Raw genomic sequence first — 15876 nt, forward strand, 5'->3', positions numbered from 1 at the left:
CTTCACTCACCCCAGTCTCTTACTTGAGTAAGCTCCTGGGGATTCACTCAGTTGCCGCCTACAAGCAACTCCAATTATTTTGGGTATAAATGAAAAGAATTACTCAAAACCCAGCAGTTTTTCTTCGAGTTGTTCAACCTGTTGCTGGAGTTTGTCCAAAAAGCGCAGCTTACGCACGGTATCGGCGGCCTCGGGCCACTGCTGGTTATCCAGCTGCTGCACCATCAGCGCAGTGCGCTGTTTGACCGTTTCGTTCACCCGCGCGCCAAAGTCGGCCAGCAGGCTTTCCGCCTCCGCTTTGCGCTCAATGGCGTCGAGCTCTTCACGCAATTCCAGCTGTTCCATCAGGAAAGCGGTATCCCGCAGGGTATGCTGCTCGTTGCCCAAATCAAAACCGTGCAAAGATAACATATACTCTGCGCATTTTAATGGGTGCTTCAGCGTTTGGTAGGCTTCATTGATAGTCGCCGCCTGTTGCAACGCCATCAGGCGTTCGCGTTCCGGCTGGAGAGCATTGCGATCGGGATGGAATTGGCGTTGCAGATCCTGATAGCGAGATGCAAGCAGGCTGCCGTCCACGAGATAGCGAACTGGCAGCCCGAATAAAGTAAAGTAATCCATAGCGTGCTCTGGGCTTTATCGGATGAAGTTCCCCCGCGCCGGCGGGGGAGCTTGACGGACTGTCAGACGTTGAAACTTTCGCCGCAGCCGCACTCGCTTGAGACATTGGGGTTGTTGAACTTGAAGCCTTCGTTCAGGCCTTCCTTAACGAAATCAAGCTCGGTGCCGTCAAGGTAGACCAGGCTCTTGCCGTCAATGATCACCTTAACGCCTTTGTTTTCAAAAACGATGTCGTCATCGTTCATTTCGTCAACAAATTCCAGCACGTACGCCATCCCGGAGCAGCCAGAGGTTCTCACCCCCAGACGCAGGCCAAGACCCTTGCCGCGGTTATTCATAAATGCCTGAACACGCTGCGCAGCGCTGTCGCTCATGGTAATTGACATCACAACCTCATACTCAATATTCCCAACCTGTAGCAAAACCGATGTTGGGGGGCTAACCGGTGTAGGGGGCGAATATATTCGCCCCAATCAATGCGGGCGCGGCATACAGCGCCCCTACACAAGAATTACTTGGCGTTATGTTTGCTCTTGTAGTCGGCAATCGCTGCTTTAATGGCGTCTTCCGCCAGGATAGAGCAGTGAATTTTTACCGGCGGTAATTCCAGTTCTTCGGCGATTTGGGTGTTTTTAATCGCTTCGGCCTGATCAAGAGATTTGCCTTTCATCCATTCGGTCACCAGCGAGCTGGAAGCGATGGCGGAGCCGCAGCCGTACGTTTTAAAACGCGCGTCTTCAATGATGCCTTCATTGTTGACCTTGATCTGCAGCTTCATGACGTCGCCACAAGCCGGTGCGCCAACCATACCGCTACCGACGCTAGGATCTTCGTTGTCGAAAGAACCCACGTTACGCGGGTTTTCATAGTGATCGATTACTTTTTCGCTGTAAGCCATGACCTTGCTCCTGAATCCTGAGAATTAATGATGTGCCCATTCGATGCTGTTGATATCCACGCCCTGCTTGAACATATCCCACAGTGGAGACAAGTCGCGCAGACGGCCAATGGATTTACGCACCAGTTGAATGGTGTAATCGATCTCTTCTTCCGTGGTGAAACGCCCCAGGGAGAAACGGATCGAGCTATGCGCCAACTCGTCGGTCATACCCAACGCGCGCAGCACGTAAGATGGCTCAAGGCTAGCGGAGGTACAGGCGGAGCCTGAAGAGACGGCAAGGTCTTTCAGCGCCATGATCAGCGATTCACCTTCAACATAGTTGAAGCTGACATTCAGAATGTTAGGAACGCCGTGTTCCAGGTCGCCGTTCAGATACACTTCTTCCATATCTTTCACGCCGTTCCACAGGCGGTCACGCAGCGTACGCAGACGCGCCATTTCGGTCGGCATTTCTTCTTTGGCGATACGGTAGGCTTCACCCATACCGGCGATCTGATGCACTGGCAACGTACCTGAACGCATACCGCGCTCATGACCGCCACCGTGGATCTGGGCTTCGATACGGATACGCGGTTTACGACGCACGTACAGCGCACCGATACCTTTCGGGCCATAAATTTTGTGGCCGGAGAAGGACATCAGATCGACTTTCAGCTTGCTCAGGTCGATAGGCAGTTTGCCCACGCTCTGGGTCGCATCAACGTGGTAGATGATACCGCGTGCGCGGCACATTTCGCCGATCGCTTCGATATCCTGCACCACGCCGATTTCGTTGTTCACGTGCATGATCGAAACCAGAATGGTGTCGTCGCGCATCGCGGCTTCGAGGGCTTGCAGGCTGATGATACCGTTGCTTTGCGGTGCCAGGTAGGTCACTTCAAAGCCTTCACGCTCGAGCTGGCGACAGGTGTCCAGCACGGCTTTGTGTTCGGTTTTGCTGGTGATGATGTGCTTGCCTTTCTTTTGATAGAAATTGGCAGCGCCTTTAATCGCCAGGTTGTCGGATTCGGTTGCTCCGGAAGTGAACACGATTTCGCGCGGGTCAGCGCCAACCAGTTCAGCAATTTGGTTACGGGCGATATCTACCGCTTCTTCCGCCTGCCACCCGAAACGGTGGGAACGGGAAGCCGGGTTACCGAAAGTCCCGTCCAGAGTCAAAAACTGCATCATTTTCTCAGCGACGCGCGGATCAACCGGCGTCGTTGCTGAGTAATCCAGATAAATCGGTAATTTCATTGCTCTTGTGCTCCGTACATCACTTCCAAAAACTAAAAAAAGTATCGCCAGCTGCTTATGCGCGCAGATTAACGTTGATAGTTTCTTGCGGACGACCGTTGGCCGTGCGACGGGTATCGTTGTTTTGACGGTCCGCCACCACCAGCACTTCCTGGTTGTTCACCAGTTCAGCCAGCGTAATGTTGTTCAGGAACCCGCTGATGCGCTCACTCAGATCGCGCCACAGGGTATGGGTCAGGCAGCGATCGCCCCCCTGACAGCCTTCTTTACCCTGGCAACGGGTTGCATCTACCGATTCATCGACGGCAGTGATAACTGCACCAACGGCAATCTCACCCGCGTCTTTGCCCAGCAGATAACCACCGCCCGGTCCGCGTACGCTGGCAACCAGGCCATTTTTACGCAGACGGGAGAATAATTGTTCCAGATAAGAGAGCGAGATACCTTGGCGCTCAGAAATATCCGCCAGAGGGACTGGCCCTTCCTGGGAGTGCAATGCCACGTCAAGCATAGCGGTTACGGCATAACGGCCTTTAGATGTCAGTCTCATAGCTAAGTGGTTACCTGTTGGTCAAACATGGCCGAAAGTCTGACATTCCCGAGTAAATCAGTCAACTATTTAACCTAGTAATTTACTCAAGTATTAGCACATTTTGTACTTAGCCATGCAAAATGCATATAAAATACATGTTATAACCCTTGGATAACTAATGCTATTACCGTTAACCGTTACGCAGCCCCAAAATTAATGACCTTGCTGTTTGTCCTGTTTCTCTATCGACGTCAGCATGCCGCGCAGAATATTCAGCTCTTGAGCTTCCGGCCGTGCGCGGGTGAATAAACGGCGTAAACGACTCATCACCTGCCCCGGATGGGACGGACGAATGAAGCCGCTATTTTGCAGCGTTTGTTCCAGATGCTGATAGAAACGTTCGAGGTCATCCACCAGCGGATACGGCGTTTCTTCCAACGGCGGCACGCCCGCCTGTTGACGATCGAGGTAAGCCACGCGCACTTCATAGGCCAGGATCTGCACCGCCATCGCCAGATTCAGCGAGCTGTAATCCGGGTTGGCAGGAATGGCGACGTGATAATGACACTTTTGCAGTTCGTCATTGGTCAGGCCGACACGTTCACGGCCGAAGACCAACGCCACTGGCGCATGCTCACCTTCGTGCACCGCGCGTACGCCGCATTCACGGGGTTCCAGCATCGGCCACGGCAAAGTGCGTGAACGCGCGCTGGTACCCACCACCAGGCTACAGCCGGCAATGGCGTCGTCCAAAGTGTCAACAATAGTGGCGTTGCCGATCACGTCGCTGGCGCCAGCGGCCAGGGCGATCGCCTGAGAATCGGGTTTTATCAGCGGGTTAACCAGATAAAGGTTGGTTAGCCCCATGGTTTTCATGGCTCTGGCGGTCGAGCCCATGTTGCCGGTATGAGAGGTTTCTACCAGAACAATGCGGATGTTATGCAGCATACAAACTCTGAGCGTAGCGGAAAATCACAGCATCTTAACACAGCCGTAGGCATTTTACCGAACACCTGCTATACTTCGCGCCGTTTCCTGTTCTTTAACATCCTAGTTGGAAGATACCCATGCATCCGATGCTGACGATCGCCGTGCGCGCTGCGCGCAAGGCCGGTAACCTGATTGCCAAAAACTACGAAACCCCAGACGCTGTAGAAGCGAGTCAAAAAGGGACCAATGACTTTGTCACTAACGTCGATCGCGATGCAGAGCATCTGATCATCGAAGTCATTCGCAAGTCCTATCCGCAACATACTATTGTTACCGAAGAACGCGGCGAATTGGTCGGCGAAGATAAAGACGTACAATGGGTGATCGATCCACTGGATGGCACATCAAACTTCATCAAACGTTTCCCACACTTCTCAGTCTCTATCGCTGTACGCATTAAAGGCCGTACCGAAGTCGCTGTGGTTTACGATCCAATGCGTAACGAACTGTTCACCGCTACCCGCGGTCAGGGCGCACAGCTCAACGGTTACCGTCTGCGCGGCACCAACGCCAAAGACCTGGATGGCACCATCCTGGCAACCGGCTTCCCGTTCAAAGTTAAGCAGCACGCAACGCCATACATCAACGTGGTTGGCAAGCTGTTTACCCAATGTGCCGACTTCCGTCGTACCGGTTCTGCCGCACTGGATCTGGCCTACGTGGCTGCCGGTCGCGTGGACGGTTTCTTCGAAATTGGCCTGAAGCCATGGGATTTCGCCGCGGGTGAACTGCTGGTGCGCGAATCTGGCGGCCTGGTGACCGACTTCGTTGGCGGCCACAACCACTTCAGCTCCGGCAACGTGGTAGCCGGTAACCCACGCGTAGTGAAAGCCATGCTTTCTACCATGCGTGATGAACTGAGCGAAGCGCTGAAGCGTTAATTCAGGCTATTACGCTGGCCATTTTAGGCTTGGGCAGTGCTCGAACTCCTCACGTACTGCGTGTACGCTCCGGGTTCTCCGCGCTGGCCGTACCCAAACTGCCTGCGCTCATCACGCCTGAACCTGTTTTGAATAATGAAGCGCTGCAATCACTGCAGCGCTTTTTTTATGCCTGCTAGCGGGAGAAAGGCCGAATGCCGCCGCCGAATTCCGGCTGGGCACTGGCGTATAACAACAACCCGGCAAACAGCAAAATCAAACCGCCGGCCAGCGCCAGCGAACCCCAGGCCACCGCACTCCAGGCAGCGGGAGCGCGTGAACGGCTGAGTCGCACCGCCAGTCGGCGGCTGTAATGCACCAGCAAGGCCAACAACGAGATAGTCAGTGAAGTGCCGAGCGCCATCGCCAGTGCCGAAATAACTCCCCAGGCGAAAACGCCAATCACTTTGGAAAACAGCAATACCAGAATCGCCCCCGAGCAGGGCCGCATACCCATCGCCAGTACGATGGCAGTCTGTGTACGCCAATCGCTGCCGGCCTGCAGATCTGTATCACTCGGCAAATGGCGGTGACCACAGCCACAATGCTCGCTGTGAACGTGATCCGCCGGCAGAGGTTGCAGGCTGTTGATTCGCAACGCCGGTTGCGGACGCAGGGTTTTCACCGCGTGATACAAACGCTTCAACGCACGCCAAGTGAGCAGCACCCCGAGCAACATCACCAGAACAAAACTGCCCTTCTCCAACCAGAAACTGCTCTGATGCAACTGCCGTGATGACAGTTGCAGCACCACCAGCATCAGCGTTACCAGGGCGATGGCCACCAGCCCCTGCACCAGTGAGGCGGCAAAAGTCAGTTTCAGACTGCTTTTCAGCCGCGCCGGATGGGTAGCCAGATAGGTGGCAATCACTACCTTGCCGTGACCGGGGCCGAGCGCATGCAACACCCCATAGCTCAGGCTGAACAGCATCAAAGCCAATCCGGCTTGCTGCGGTGCCGCTTTGACCTGCTGCAACAGACCGGCCATCTGCAGATGCAATCCTTTTTGCCACATCACGCTTTGCAACAGCAACTGCGGCCAATAGTGCCACGCCAACCGGGCCCCCAGTGCCAGCAGCAGCGCAAACAGCAACAGCGGCCACAGGCTGAAGACCCAGTGCCGTTTACGCGTGGCGGGCTGGCTGAGATTTACTGACATTGCAGGCTGACCTTCTGCGCAAACTGTTGCCCCAGCTCCATATCTTCACCGGGTGAATCGTTCTTATCGAGGGATAACGCATAAGCCTGCAAGGAGGAGTTCGGTTTTGGCGTCATCAGCTTGAACTTGCATTGAGCGGCCATTTCCGGCGGCAAATGCAGCGCCGTTTTATCTTTATAGGTCATATCGACAAAGTAGGTGGGATCGTAGGTGGCGATTTCAAACGGCTTGCCCGCCAGCGGCTGCGGCTCGGCCAGCGGCAACACAAACTCCAGCACCGCCTGATGCCCCTGACGCGACAGGTGATATTCAGTCGGCAGGTTCAGGTACTTCACTCGTTTGCCGTCGCGATACATGTCGGTGAAATAGTGTTGGCCAAGCACGTTGGCCATCACCTGCGCCGCCAACTTCTTCCACACTTCCGAGTCGTCTTTGGCGTTTTCCGCATCGTACAGCAGATCCGCCGAGGTAATTTCATCCATAACCCAAACCATTTTCAAGCCAACCAGCTGTTGATCCTTAGCCACGAAAGTGGTGTTCATATCAATAAAGCTGTGTGGGTGAGCGACAGCACCGGTGCTGAAAAGCGTCAAAAAACCGGCCAGAATAAATCGTAACTTCATCATCAAACGATACTCATTATTGTTATAAAGTAACATCAACCAACCTTAAACCGTCGCCATTACAGCCAATAATTGTGACGAAAGTTGTAAGCCGAAGTAAAACCGGGTGCCGTCGCCGCGCCGCGCATCGCCTTTTGCTATGCTTATTCATAATTTAATCGTTACCCGCCAGAAGGTGATATGAGCCTGGACACTTCCCCCGTGCCTGAGCTCTCCGGTCAACAGCGACGCTGCCATCTGTTATTGATGCTGTACGCGCCGGTGCCCGCAGTACAACTGGAGACTATCAGCCAAATTAATGGCGTCGCCCCCCTCATCACCCGGCAAGATATAGCCGAGGTTGCCAGTGAAATCCAGCGTTTCCATCACCTGGAAATTGACGGCAATCCCGACGAAGGCTACCGGATCAGAGGCAGCGCGCTCAACCAACGCCTCTGCCTGATCCACTGGCTGCGACGAGCCCTGCGCTGTAGCCCGGAGTTTGTCGAACGTCACTTTTCCCAGTGGTTACAGCAGGCGCTGGGACGGGGTGCAGAGCTGACGCCAGAGTTGGAGCAGTGCATCGGCGAATGCGAAGCGTTGCTCAACCGCAGTTTTGATCGACGCGATCGTCAGTTTCTGCAGCACTACCTGCGCTTTTGTGTCTGGGAAAACCAGCGCCAACGACACCCTGTTTTCACCCCTGCTCAGCACGACTGGCTGCATCAGAAACCGGAATACCAGGCGGCCACTTTGCTGCATCATTCGTTAAATCAGCTCTTTACCCTGCCGCCCGTGGCCAACGAAAGTGACTTTTTGGTATTGACGTTCACCATGTTGAAAAACCACAGTTACCACAGCAACGACTCAGCGGAAGATCTGCGGCTGATGGCGGCGATAAAAAACATGGTCGATCGCTTCCAACAGATCTCCGGCATGACCTTCAGCAGTGAAGAGGATTTGATTAGCCAGTTATTTGCTCATCTGGCGCCGGCGGTGGAGCGCTGTCGCTTTGAGATTGGCATCGATAACCAACTGCTGGAAGAGGTCGAACGTAAGTATCCACGCCTGATGCGTACCGCTCAGGAGGCACTGGCGCCGCTGGAGCAGGAGTACGATATTCATTTTTCCAGTGAGGAGGCGGGCTTGGTCGCCATCAGTTTTGGCGCCTGGCTGATGCAGGGCAATGCGCTACAGGAAAAGCAGGTGCTGTTGCTGACGCTGGACAACCCGCAGTTGGAAGAGCAAGTGGAGTATCAAATCCGTGAATTAACGCTGCTGCCGTTGAACATCAAATATTTGCCGCTACGCGATTATCTGCGCTCTGGCGCGCCGCAGGGCATCACGCTGGTGATTACCCCTTATGCCGCAGAACACACCGAGTCGGAGCCACCGCTGATTTACACCGAATTACCGCTGGAACGCCAGCAGCGCAAAGCCATCCGTGCGCTGCTGGAAACCTCTTAACGGCTGCCGCTGACTGCCACCGCCGGCGGGCGAATAAACATCGCCGGCAGAGCCACCGCTGCCATCACCCAGAACACCCCGCCCTGCAGATGTTCGAACAGGAAGCCGGCAATCACCGTCATAATCGCAATGCCGCCGCCCATCGCCAGCGCCGAGTAGACCGCCTGCAACCGGATCACTTCCGGCCCCTTGCGCGCGGCGATAAAACGCATGGCCGCCAGATGGCAAACGGTGAAAGTGCCGCAATGCAGAATTTGGATCACCAGCAACCACCCCAGTTCGGTACTAGACGCCATCAGGCCCCAGCGCAGTACGCCACAGCAGGCGGAAAGCAGCAGCAGATTGCGGGCATTCCAGCGACGGAACAGGAAATTACTGCTAGCGAAAATGATCACTTCCGCTACCACACCCAACGACCACAGGTAGCCAATGGTCGAAGCCGAATACCCCGCTTCCTGCCAATAGATCGAACCGAAGCTATAATAGCCGGCATGTGCGCCCTGCAACAAGGTGACGCACAGCAGGAAGCGCCAGACCGGCCCCTCTTTTAACATCTCCCACAATGAACGGTCGGCTTCGCTGTGGCTGCGCGCTTCTCCCTGTGGCATCACGCTCGGTTTCAGCATCATGCCCAACAGCATCGCCAAAATACTGATGATCAGGCTGTAAAGGATCGCGTTATGCCCCCAGACGGAAACCATCTGTCCGGTCAGCGCCGAACCGATGACAAACGCCAGCGAGCCCCACAGTCTGACCCGGCCGTAATCCATGGTGATCTGTTTTTGCCAGGTCGCAGCCAGTGCGTCGGTCAGCGGCACCAGCGGCGAAAAGAACAGGTTGAAACCGGCAATCACCAGCATCAGCCAGCCCCAGCCGTTACCGAAACAGAACCCGATGGCAAAAGCCAGCGTCAGCAATGCCAGCAGCCGCAAAGCCGTCACCAAATGAGAGGGATCCTTAACCCGGGGAGCAATCAGCAAACTTCCGAGGAAACGCGCAACCAACCCGGCACCGAGCAGAATACCGATGGTTTCAGGGGGTATCCCCTCGCCTTTTAACCAAACGCCCCAAAAGGGTAAGAAAATGCCGTAAGAAAAGAAGTAGGTGAAATAACTGAGAGCGAGCCAACGCGTTGATTGCAGAACCATGATCCCTCCGGTGTGAAGGCAATACTTTGACAGAGCTCACACTGGCTAGCAATGTACATTCAGGTACGAGGCCATAGACTGCTAAGCAGTTCACAGTTTGCCTGCCGCGGGCATAAAAAAACCCGCCGAAGCGGGTTTTTAAACAGAAAGCGGAATTAAGCGTAAACCGGCAGGCGGGCGCAAATATCCAACACTTTCTTCTTGGTGCGTTCGATGGTGGCCTCATCATTGATGTTGTCCAACACGTCGCAGATCCAACCGGCCAGCTCACGCACTTCCGCTTCTTTGAAGCCGCGACGCGTTACAGCCGGAGTACCGATACGCACACCTGAGGTGACGAACGGGCTCTTAGGATCGTTTGGTACGCTGTTTTTGTTCACGGTGATGTTGGCGCGGCCCAGGGCGGCGTCGGCCTCTTTACCGGTCAGGTTCTTGTCAACCAGATCCAACAGGAACAGGTGGTTATGGGTGCCACCGGAAACCACTTTGTAACCGCGCTCCAGGAACACTTCCACCATCGCTTTGGCGTTATCGGCCACTTGCTGCTGGTAGATCTTGAACTCAGGCTCCATCGCTTCTTTCAGCGCTACCGCTTTACCGGCAATCACGTGCATCAGCGGGCCGCCCTGGCCGCCCGGGAACACGGCGGAGTTCAGCTTCTTGTACAGATCTTCATCACCGCCTTTCGCCAGGATCAGGCCGCCGCGCGGACCCGCCAGGGTTTTGTGAGTGGTGGTGGTCACGATATGAGCGTGTGGAACCGGGTTCGGATAAACGCCGGCGGCGATCAGGCCCGCAACGTGCGCCATATCAACGAACAGGTAAGCGCCGATGCTGTCGGCGATTTCACGCATTTTTGCCCAGTCAACGATACCGGAGAAGGCAGAGAAGCCGCCGATGATCATTTTTGGCTTGTGAGTTTGCGCCTGCTTGGCCAGATCTTCGTAATCGATTTGACCTTTATCGTCGATGCCGTAAGGCACCACGTTATACAGTTTGCCGGACAGGTTAACCGGAGAACCGTGGGTCAGGTGGCCACCGTGCGCCAGATTCATCCCCAAAATGGTGTCGCCCGGCTGCAGCAGCGCGGTGTAAACGGCAAAGTTAGCCTGGGAGCCGGAGTGCGGCTGTACGTTGGCGTAATCGGCACCGAACAGCTCTTTGGCACGGTCGATAGCCAGTTGCTCAACGATATCCACGTATTCGCAGCCGCCGTAATAACGCTTGCCCGGATAACCTTCAGCGTATTTGTTGGTCAGTTGGGAACCCTGAGCCTGCATTACGCGCGGGCTGGTGTAGTTCTCAGACGCAATCAGCTCAATGTGCTCTTCCTGACGCACCACTTCTTGCTCCATTGCACGCCACAGTTCGGCATCGTAATCAGCAATGTTCATTTCACGCTTTAACATCCGGCTTCTCCTGACTTAAATCGGCTAACTAAAAAATCACCAAATAACTACCCGTTTGGGTTCTGGGGCACAGTGTAAACTGTTTCCCCCCACCGAGGATAGGCCTTGACAGAGGTTTTTACGCAAACGATTGGCATTAGGCGCGGCAAGGCTTTGATCCGATAAATCTCCCCATTCGGCAACGGACTTTTACTCATGCTGGGAATGCGGTTTTTTCATGTTCTGTGAGCGGGATCGCCGCTCGCCGACCCCGCAACAAAAACAGGGGTATTTACAGCCACCACAGAAACCGTTAGGATGCGCTTAAACTTAAAGATGCATTTAAAATGCATCATTACATTATTCCAATAATGATCGACCAAGGAGCGCTGCCATGCTGGATAGCCAAACCATCGCCACCGTAAAATCTACTATTCCCCTGCTGGCCGCTACCGGGCCGAAGCTGACCGCACATTTCTACGATCGTATGTTCGAGCACAATCCCGAGCTCAAAGACGTGTTCAATATGAACAATCAGCGCAATGGCGATCAGCGTCAGGCGCTGTTCGATGCGATCTGCGCCTATGCCGCGAATATCGAAAATCTGGCGGCGCTGCTGCCGGCGGTAGAACGTATTGCCCAGAAGCACACCAGCCTGAATATTCAGCCGGATCAATATCAGATTGTCGGTGGCCATTTACTGGCGACCCTGGACGAAATGTTCAGCCCGGGTCAGGAAGTGCTGGACGCCTGGGGCAAAGCCTATGGCGTACTGGCGGACGTATTTATCCAGCGTGAAGGCCAGATTTATCAGGCCAGCGAAAGCGCCGACGGTGGCTGGCGCGATCTGCGCGCTTTCCGCATCGTCAAAAAACAGCCGCAGAGCGAGGTGATTTGCAGCTTCGTGCTGGCGCCGGTTGACGGTGGCCGGGTGATCGACTTCAAACCGGGGCAATACCTGGCGGTCTATATCAAGCACGACAGCATGGAGAATCAGGAGATTCGCCAATACTCGCTGACCACCTCACCGAACGGCGAATACTATCGCATTGCGGTGAAGCGTGAAGATCAGGGTAAGGTTTCGAATTTCCTGCATCAGCAGGCCAAAGAAGGCGACGTAATTTACCTTGCTCCGCCGCACGGGGATTTCTTCCTCGAAGCCAAACCGGATACTCCGGTGGCGTTGATCTCCGCCGGCGTTGGCCAAACGCCTATGCTCGGCATGCTCAATACCCTGCACGATAACCAGCATCAGGCGGACGTGCACTGGCTGCACGCGGCGGAAAATGGCAGCGTTCACGCCTTTGCCGATGAAGTGGCGGACATCGCCGGGCGCATGCCAAACCTGAGCCGCCACGTGTGGTACAACCAACCGAATGCTAATGATGTGGAAGGCCGAGACTATCAGAGCCGTGGCCTGATGGATCTCAGCGCCCTGCGCGAAACGCTCAGCACCCCGCAGATGCATTACTACTTCTGCGGACCGGTGCCGTTTATGCAACACGTGGGCAAACAGTTGCTGGAGATGGGCGTCAGCGCCGATCGTATCCACTACGAATGCTTCGGCCCACACAAGGTGATGTAATTGAAAAGGGCGCAGTTCATCCACAACCGCGCCCTATACGCTAAATAATTGGAGTTGCATCGCGGCGGCAACTAAGCGCATCCCCAGAAATGTACAATAAGTACGTGACTGGGGTAAGCGCAGGCAGCCAACAAAGAGGCAGCTTCAAGTATGACGGGTATGATTATTTCTCCGCCAGCTTGCGTGTCTCCTGCACCTGCTGCGCCGTCAACGGTGCAGCCTGATTCCCCCAACTGCCTCTTAGATAGCTCATCAGATCGGCTGCCTGCTGGTCGTTCAACGTCCAGGCGTAGCCCGGCATGGCGATCGCGGTGGCGTGCTGGGTGATTGGCGTGTGTGCACCTTCCAGCACCACGCGTAGCGCAGTGATCGGATTTTCCGCCGTCACCGTCGTGTTGCCCGCCAGCGCAGGAATGGTGTTGGCGCTGCCCTCGCCCTTATTGCCATGACAGGTTGAACAGTACATCGCATAGCTGCGCTGCCCCGCCTGCTGATGGTCGGCGGCCAGCGGCGTCACTTTCTGCGCCGCGGGTTGCTCCGCCGCCAGGCTGTGCAAATAGGTGGCAATAGCGTTCAGATCGCCGTCGGTAAGATACTGCGTACTGTGGCTCACCACTTCGCTCATCGGCCCGGAAACCGCGGCATGTTGGCTGCGCCCGGTTTTCAACAGGGCAACCACTTCGTCCTGCTTCATTCCGCGTAACCCGGAAGCGTACCAACCGTCCAGCTCGGCGCCGCTCAGGAAGGCCGGCTCTTTGCTGTCCAGACCTTTTTCCTGCATCGCCCAGCCACGCGGCGTATGGCAACTGCCACAGTGCCCCGCCCCCTGAACCAAATAGGCGCCGCGATTCCACTCTGCGCTCTGGTTGTGGTCAGGCTGGTAAGGCGTATCGTCATGGAACAGCTGATTCCATACCGCCAGCGGCCAACGCATCGACAACGGCCAACTGATGTCACTGGCGCGGTTGGCGGTATTCTGCGCCGGCACTTCGTTCATCAGGTAGTCATACAGCGCGCGCATATCTTCCGCATTCATTTTGGCGTAGGAGGTATACGGCATCGCCGGATAAAGCCGGTGGCCGTCTTTAGCGATCCCCTGACGCATGGCGCGGTCAAACTCATCAAAAGAATAAGCGCCGATGCCCTGCTGTTTGTCCGGCGTGATATTGGTGGCGTAGATATTGCCCAGCGGCGTCGGGAACTTCATGCCGCCGGCAAACAATGCGCCGCCTGGCGAGGTATGGCAGGCGGTACAGTCACCGGCCTTGGCCACGTATTCCCCGTCCGACATCGCCTGGGCCGAACCGCCCGCCGCCAGTAAGGTCAGCAAATACAGTGAACGCATTCTCATGCTCCCTCCTTCGCGGCAACCTTGCCATAGGCCAGCTCATTGACCGCACGCCATGCCTGGTCGATCGCCGAGTTGGCGTACGGGCTCCAGTCTGAATCCGAGTTGGCAATCACGATTTTGCCGATCGGCTGGCGCGCCGTCTCAATGATTTTCTTCGCTTCGTCCTCGTCGTCAAACAAGCCGTTGAGGAAATAGGAGTAACCGTGCGACCAGCGGTTGACGGTAATGGCTTCAATATCACGCTGGTGATCGAACCCGGCCGACCCCAGCATGCCCTGCAATTGTTCGCGGATCATCTGCTCATGCACTTCAAATGGCGTACCCAACAGTAAGGCACGGCCTTTACGTGACTGTTCGCGCGGGCTGAGTCCGCTGCCCGCCAACGTCGGCACGTATACCATATGCAGGCCAATGGGCTGGTTGGGATCGCGCGGGTGCTGATAGCCGCCCATACTCACTGGATAATCCAGCTTCACGCGGCAATAAGGGGCGGTTGGGGAGTAAACTTCATGTACGCCCAGTTTGATAAACGGCTGCCAGTTGCGGATCACCACTTTGCTGTACACCAGCGGTGACTTCACGTTCTGCTTCAGCGCCTCTTGCTGTTCGGCCGACATTTCCGGTACCAGGTACGGGATCATCATGTTGTACCCGGCCATCACCACCTGCCCGGCGCGCACCTTGGTCATTTTTTCGCCGGTCATATAGGTCACTTCGACCTTGTCACCGACGTTAGCCGCGTGCAATCCGGTGCTGTTCAATCGCAGTTTTACCGGCGAATCGGCCCGGTCTAGCTGGCTGTAATCGAACCTGGCGAGAACGATGTCATTCATGTCTTTGCCGCCCGGTGAAACCGCCGGGATCAGATGGCGTACCATCAGACGCGTCAGGGTAGCGTTGCCGTCCGGGAAGTGGAACACGTAAGGATCGTCGAGATCCGCCTGCGACTCTTCGTCCAGCGGCGGCAGGTTCATGCCGTTCAGGCCCGGCAGGTCACAAATACGGGCGTCGCTGCATGAAGTCGCGTCAATGCCCACCGCCTGGAAGTCACTGGTAGTTTGCTGGAAATAGCGGATAGCCATTTCGCTCAGCCCCACCTTTTCACGCAGGAATTCGGTATAGCTGTGCTTGTCGAGCCATTCGCTTTTCTGCTCCTGGCTCATTTCCGGCAGGTAGTCCTTGTCCACCGTATGCAGTGCAATCAGCGCCTGACGGTCGCTTTCCGGCAGCGGGAAATCGCCGATAAAAGCTTCATAGGAACGGCCGTTGAGTCGGTCATGCGGAATATCGTCCGCCACCATACGCCCGGGATCGCCGCTCACCACTTTGTCGACGCCAAAGTTCTTACGGTCGAAGTAGACACCGCGGCTCAGGTTCAGATTGGGGTAAAAAGTGGTGTCGAAAGCCTTTTCCAGGTTGTCGATGCTGACACCCAGTTTTTTCAGCAGCCCCATCGCTACCGGGCTAAAGTTGGAACGCGGCGACTGCAGCGACTCGCTGCCGCCATAGCCGAGGATGGTCCCGTTCTCACTGCTGAATTCATTGCGTTTGGCATGGCCACCAAAATCATCATGGTTGTCGATCAGCAAAATACGCTGCTGCGTCCCCTTCATTTGCTGCCAGAAACAGGCCGCGGCCAGCCCGCTGATCCCGGCACCGACCACCACCAGATCAAACTCTTCCGTCGCCGGTACGGCGGCAAAATCGAAGGCTCGGCCGTCACGCCCCAATTGGTGCGCATGTTCAAAGGAACCGGGGTGGTTGCCCCGCAGTCCGGTCAGCGTCGGCGGATAGTAGAGGGTTTGATTGGCGGTTTGCGGCGATGCCCGCAGGATCTGCATCGGCGTCAGCCCGGCAGCGATGGTGATCGCCACCCCATTAAGAAAATCGCGTCTGGTGATACCCATAATTGGCTTCCTTTCAGTTTTTATTATCATCAGACCGGCGGGGCCGGTCTGAAGGCCGCGTTATTTTGC

General features: G+C 55.7%; 15 protein-coding genes. 3 read left to right on the forward strand and 12 right to left on the reverse strand.

The features are described from left to right. Positions 1 to 99 precede the first annotated feature (99 nt). From hscB to trmJ, 6 genes are all read right to left on the reverse strand, one after another. Positions 100 to 621, reverse strand: coding sequence for a co-chaperone HscB (gene hscB, locus H0S68_RS18520; RefSeq protein WP_410528908.1), 522 nt, complete (start codon positions 619 to 621; stop codon positions 100 to 102). Positions 622 to 683: 62 nt separating this feature from the next. Next, positions 684 to 1007, reverse strand: coding sequence for an iron-sulfur cluster assembly protein IscA (gene iscA, locus H0S68_RS18525; protein ID WP_004952089.1), 324 nt, complete (start codon positions 1005 to 1007; stop codon positions 684 to 686). Between the two features lie 125 nt (positions 1008 to 1132). Continuing rightward, positions 1133 to 1519 carry a Fe-S cluster assembly scaffold IscU gene (gene iscU, locus H0S68_RS18530; RefSeq protein ID WP_020828164.1) on the reverse strand — a complete coding sequence of 129 codons (387 nt, stop codon included), beginning with the start codon at positions 1517 to 1519 and terminating at the stop codon, positions 1133 to 1135. Positions 1520 to 1543: 24 nt separating this feature from the next. Beyond that, positions 1544 to 2758 (reverse strand): IscS subfamily cysteine desulfurase, encoded by a 1215-nt coding sequence (locus tag H0S68_RS18535; protein WP_020828165.1) that lies wholly within the window; start codon positions 2756 to 2758, stop codon positions 1544 to 1546. A 55-nt stretch (positions 2759 to 2813) separates the two neighbouring features. Further along, positions 2814 to 3308 (reverse strand): Fe-S cluster assembly transcriptional regulator IscR, encoded by a 495-nt coding sequence (gene iscR / locus H0S68_RS18540; RefSeq protein ID WP_020828166.1) that lies wholly within the window; start codon positions 3306 to 3308, stop codon positions 2814 to 2816. 195 nt (positions 3309 to 3503) lie between these two features. Then, positions 3504 to 4238 carry a tRNA (cytosine(32)/uridine(32)-2'-O)-methyltransferase TrmJ gene (trmJ, locus tag H0S68_RS18545; RefSeq protein WP_020828167.1) on the reverse strand — a complete coding sequence of 245 codons (735 nt, stop codon included), beginning with the start codon at positions 4236 to 4238 and terminating at the stop codon, positions 3504 to 3506. A gap of 119 nt (positions 4239 to 4357) precedes the next feature. On the opposite strand from trmJ, the gene suhB reads away from it, so the two are divergent. After that, positions 4358 to 5161 (forward strand): inositol-1-monophosphatase, encoded by an 804-nt coding sequence (gene suhB, locus H0S68_RS18550; protein WP_020828168.1) that lies wholly within the window; start codon positions 4358 to 4360, stop codon positions 5159 to 5161. Between the two features lie 175 nt (positions 5162 to 5336). On the opposite strand, the gene H0S68_RS18555 is transcribed toward suhB, so the two are convergent. Beyond that, a complete protein-coding gene (locus H0S68_RS18555) occupies positions 5337 to 6359 on the reverse strand; it encodes a nickel/cobalt transporter (RefSeq protein WP_410528909.1) in 1023 nt (340 codons plus the stop codon). Continuing rightward, positions 6350 to 7018 (reverse strand): DUF1007 family protein, encoded by a 669-nt coding sequence (locus tag H0S68_RS18560; protein ID WP_115058255.1) that lies wholly within the window; start codon positions 7016 to 7018, stop codon positions 6350 to 6352. Before H0S68_RS18560 ends, H0S68_RS18555 begins: the two co-directional genes overlap by 10 nt. A 144-nt stretch (positions 7019 to 7162) precedes the next feature. Here H0S68_RS18560 and csiE point away from each other — a divergent pair, with 144 nt between their 5' ends. Beyond that, the gene (gene csiE, locus H0S68_RS18565) at positions 7163 to 8428 is read left to right on the forward strand and encodes a stationary phase inducible protein CsiE (protein WP_142814575.1); all 1266 of its coding nucleotides are present in this window, start codon (positions 7163 to 7165) and stop codon (positions 8426 to 8428) included. Here csiE and H0S68_RS18570 read toward each other — a convergent pair. After that, complete coding sequence (locus tag H0S68_RS18570; RefSeq protein ID WP_020828172.1) at positions 8425 to 9576, reverse strand: 3-phenylpropionate MFS transporter; 1152 nt, start codon at positions 9574 to 9576, stop codon at positions 8425 to 8427. The two genes, csiE and H0S68_RS18570, sit on opposite strands and share 4 nt — an antisense overlap. Before the next feature lie 155 nt (positions 9577 to 9731). Continuing rightward, positions 9732 to 10985 (reverse strand): serine hydroxymethyltransferase, encoded by a 1254-nt coding sequence (gene glyA, locus H0S68_RS18575; RefSeq protein ID WP_020828173.1) that lies wholly within the window; start codon positions 10983 to 10985, stop codon positions 9732 to 9734. 373 nt (positions 10986 to 11358) lie between these two features. On the opposite strand from glyA, the gene hmpA reads away from it, so the two are divergent. Further along, complete coding sequence (hmpA, locus tag H0S68_RS18580) at positions 11359 to 12549, forward strand: NO-inducible flavohemoprotein (RefSeq protein ID WP_020828174.1); 1191 nt, start codon at positions 11359 to 11361, stop codon at positions 12547 to 12549. Positions 12550 to 12712: 163 nt separating this feature from the next. Here hmpA and H0S68_RS18585 read toward each other — a convergent pair whose 3' ends face one another. Both H0S68_RS18585 and H0S68_RS18590 read right to left on the reverse strand, forming a co-directional pair. Further along, entirely contained in the window at positions 12713 to 13900 is a 1188-nt protein-coding gene (locus tag H0S68_RS18585) for a c-type cytochrome (RefSeq protein ID WP_142814573.1), read from the reverse strand. Continuing rightward, positions 13897 to 15807 carry an NAD(P)-binding protein gene (locus H0S68_RS18590; protein ID WP_046372897.1) on the reverse strand — a complete coding sequence of 637 codons (1911 nt, stop codon included), beginning with the start codon at positions 15805 to 15807 and terminating at the stop codon, positions 13897 to 13899. Before H0S68_RS18590 ends, H0S68_RS18585 begins: the two co-directional genes overlap by 4 nt. Positions 15808 to 15876 lie beyond the last annotated feature (69 nt).

It is taken from the genome of Serratia sp. AXJ-M (assembly GCF_046531865.1).
GTDB classification, from domain to species: Bacteria; Pseudomonadota; Gammaproteobacteria; order Enterobacterales; family Enterobacteriaceae; genus Serratia; species Serratia liquefaciens.

Coding starts and splice junctions, on each gene's coding strand:
- hscB (WP_410528908.1), bottom strand. CDS start 621: ATGGATTACTTTACTTTATTCGGGCTGCCAGTTCGCTATCTCGTGGAC.
- iscA (WP_004952089.1), bottom strand. CDS start 1,007: ATGTCAATTACCATGAGCGACAGCGCTGCGCAGCGTGTTCAGGCATTT.
- iscU (WP_020828164.1), bottom strand. CDS start 1,519: ATGGCTTACAGCGAAAAAGTAATCGATCACTATGAAAACCCGCGTAAC.
- H0S68_RS18535 (WP_020828165.1), bottom strand. CDS start 2,758: ATGAAATTACCGATTTATCTGGATTACTCAGCAACGACGCCGGTTGAT.
- iscR (WP_020828166.1), bottom strand. CDS start 3,308: ATGAGACTGACATCTAAAGGCCGTTATGCCGTAACCGCTATGCTTGAC.
- trmJ (WP_020828167.1), bottom strand. CDS start 4,238: ATGCTGCATAACATCCGCATTGTTCTGGTAGAAACCTCTCATACCGGC.
- suhB (WP_020828168.1), top strand. CDS start 4,358: ATGCATCCGATGCTGACGATCGCCGTGCGCGCTGCGCGCAAGGCCGGT.
- H0S68_RS18555 (WP_410528909.1), bottom strand. CDS start 6,359: ATGTCAGTAAATCTCAGCCAGCCCGCCACGCGTAAACGGCACTGGGTC.
- H0S68_RS18560 (WP_115058255.1), bottom strand. CDS start 7,018: ATGTTACTTTATAACAATAATGAGTATCGTTTGATGATGAAGTTACGA.
- csiE (WP_142814575.1), top strand. CDS start 7,163: ATGAGCCTGGACACTTCCCCCGTGCCTGAGCTCTCCGGTCAACAGCGA.
- H0S68_RS18570 (WP_020828172.1), bottom strand. CDS start 9,576: ATGGTTCTGCAATCAACGCGTTGGCTCGCTCTCAGTTATTTCACCTAC.
- glyA (WP_020828173.1), bottom strand. CDS start 10,985: ATGTTAAAGCGTGAAATGAACATTGCTGATTACGATGCCGAACTGTGG.
- hmpA (WP_020828174.1), top strand. CDS start 11,359: ATGCTGGATAGCCAAACCATCGCCACCGTAAAATCTACTATTCCCCTG.
- H0S68_RS18585 (WP_142814573.1), bottom strand. CDS start 13,900: ATGAGAATGCGTTCACTGTATTTGCTGACCTTACTGGCGGCGGGCGGT.
- H0S68_RS18590 (WP_046372897.1), bottom strand. CDS start 15,807: ATGGGTATCACCAGACGCGATTTTCTTAATGGGGTGGCGATCACCATC.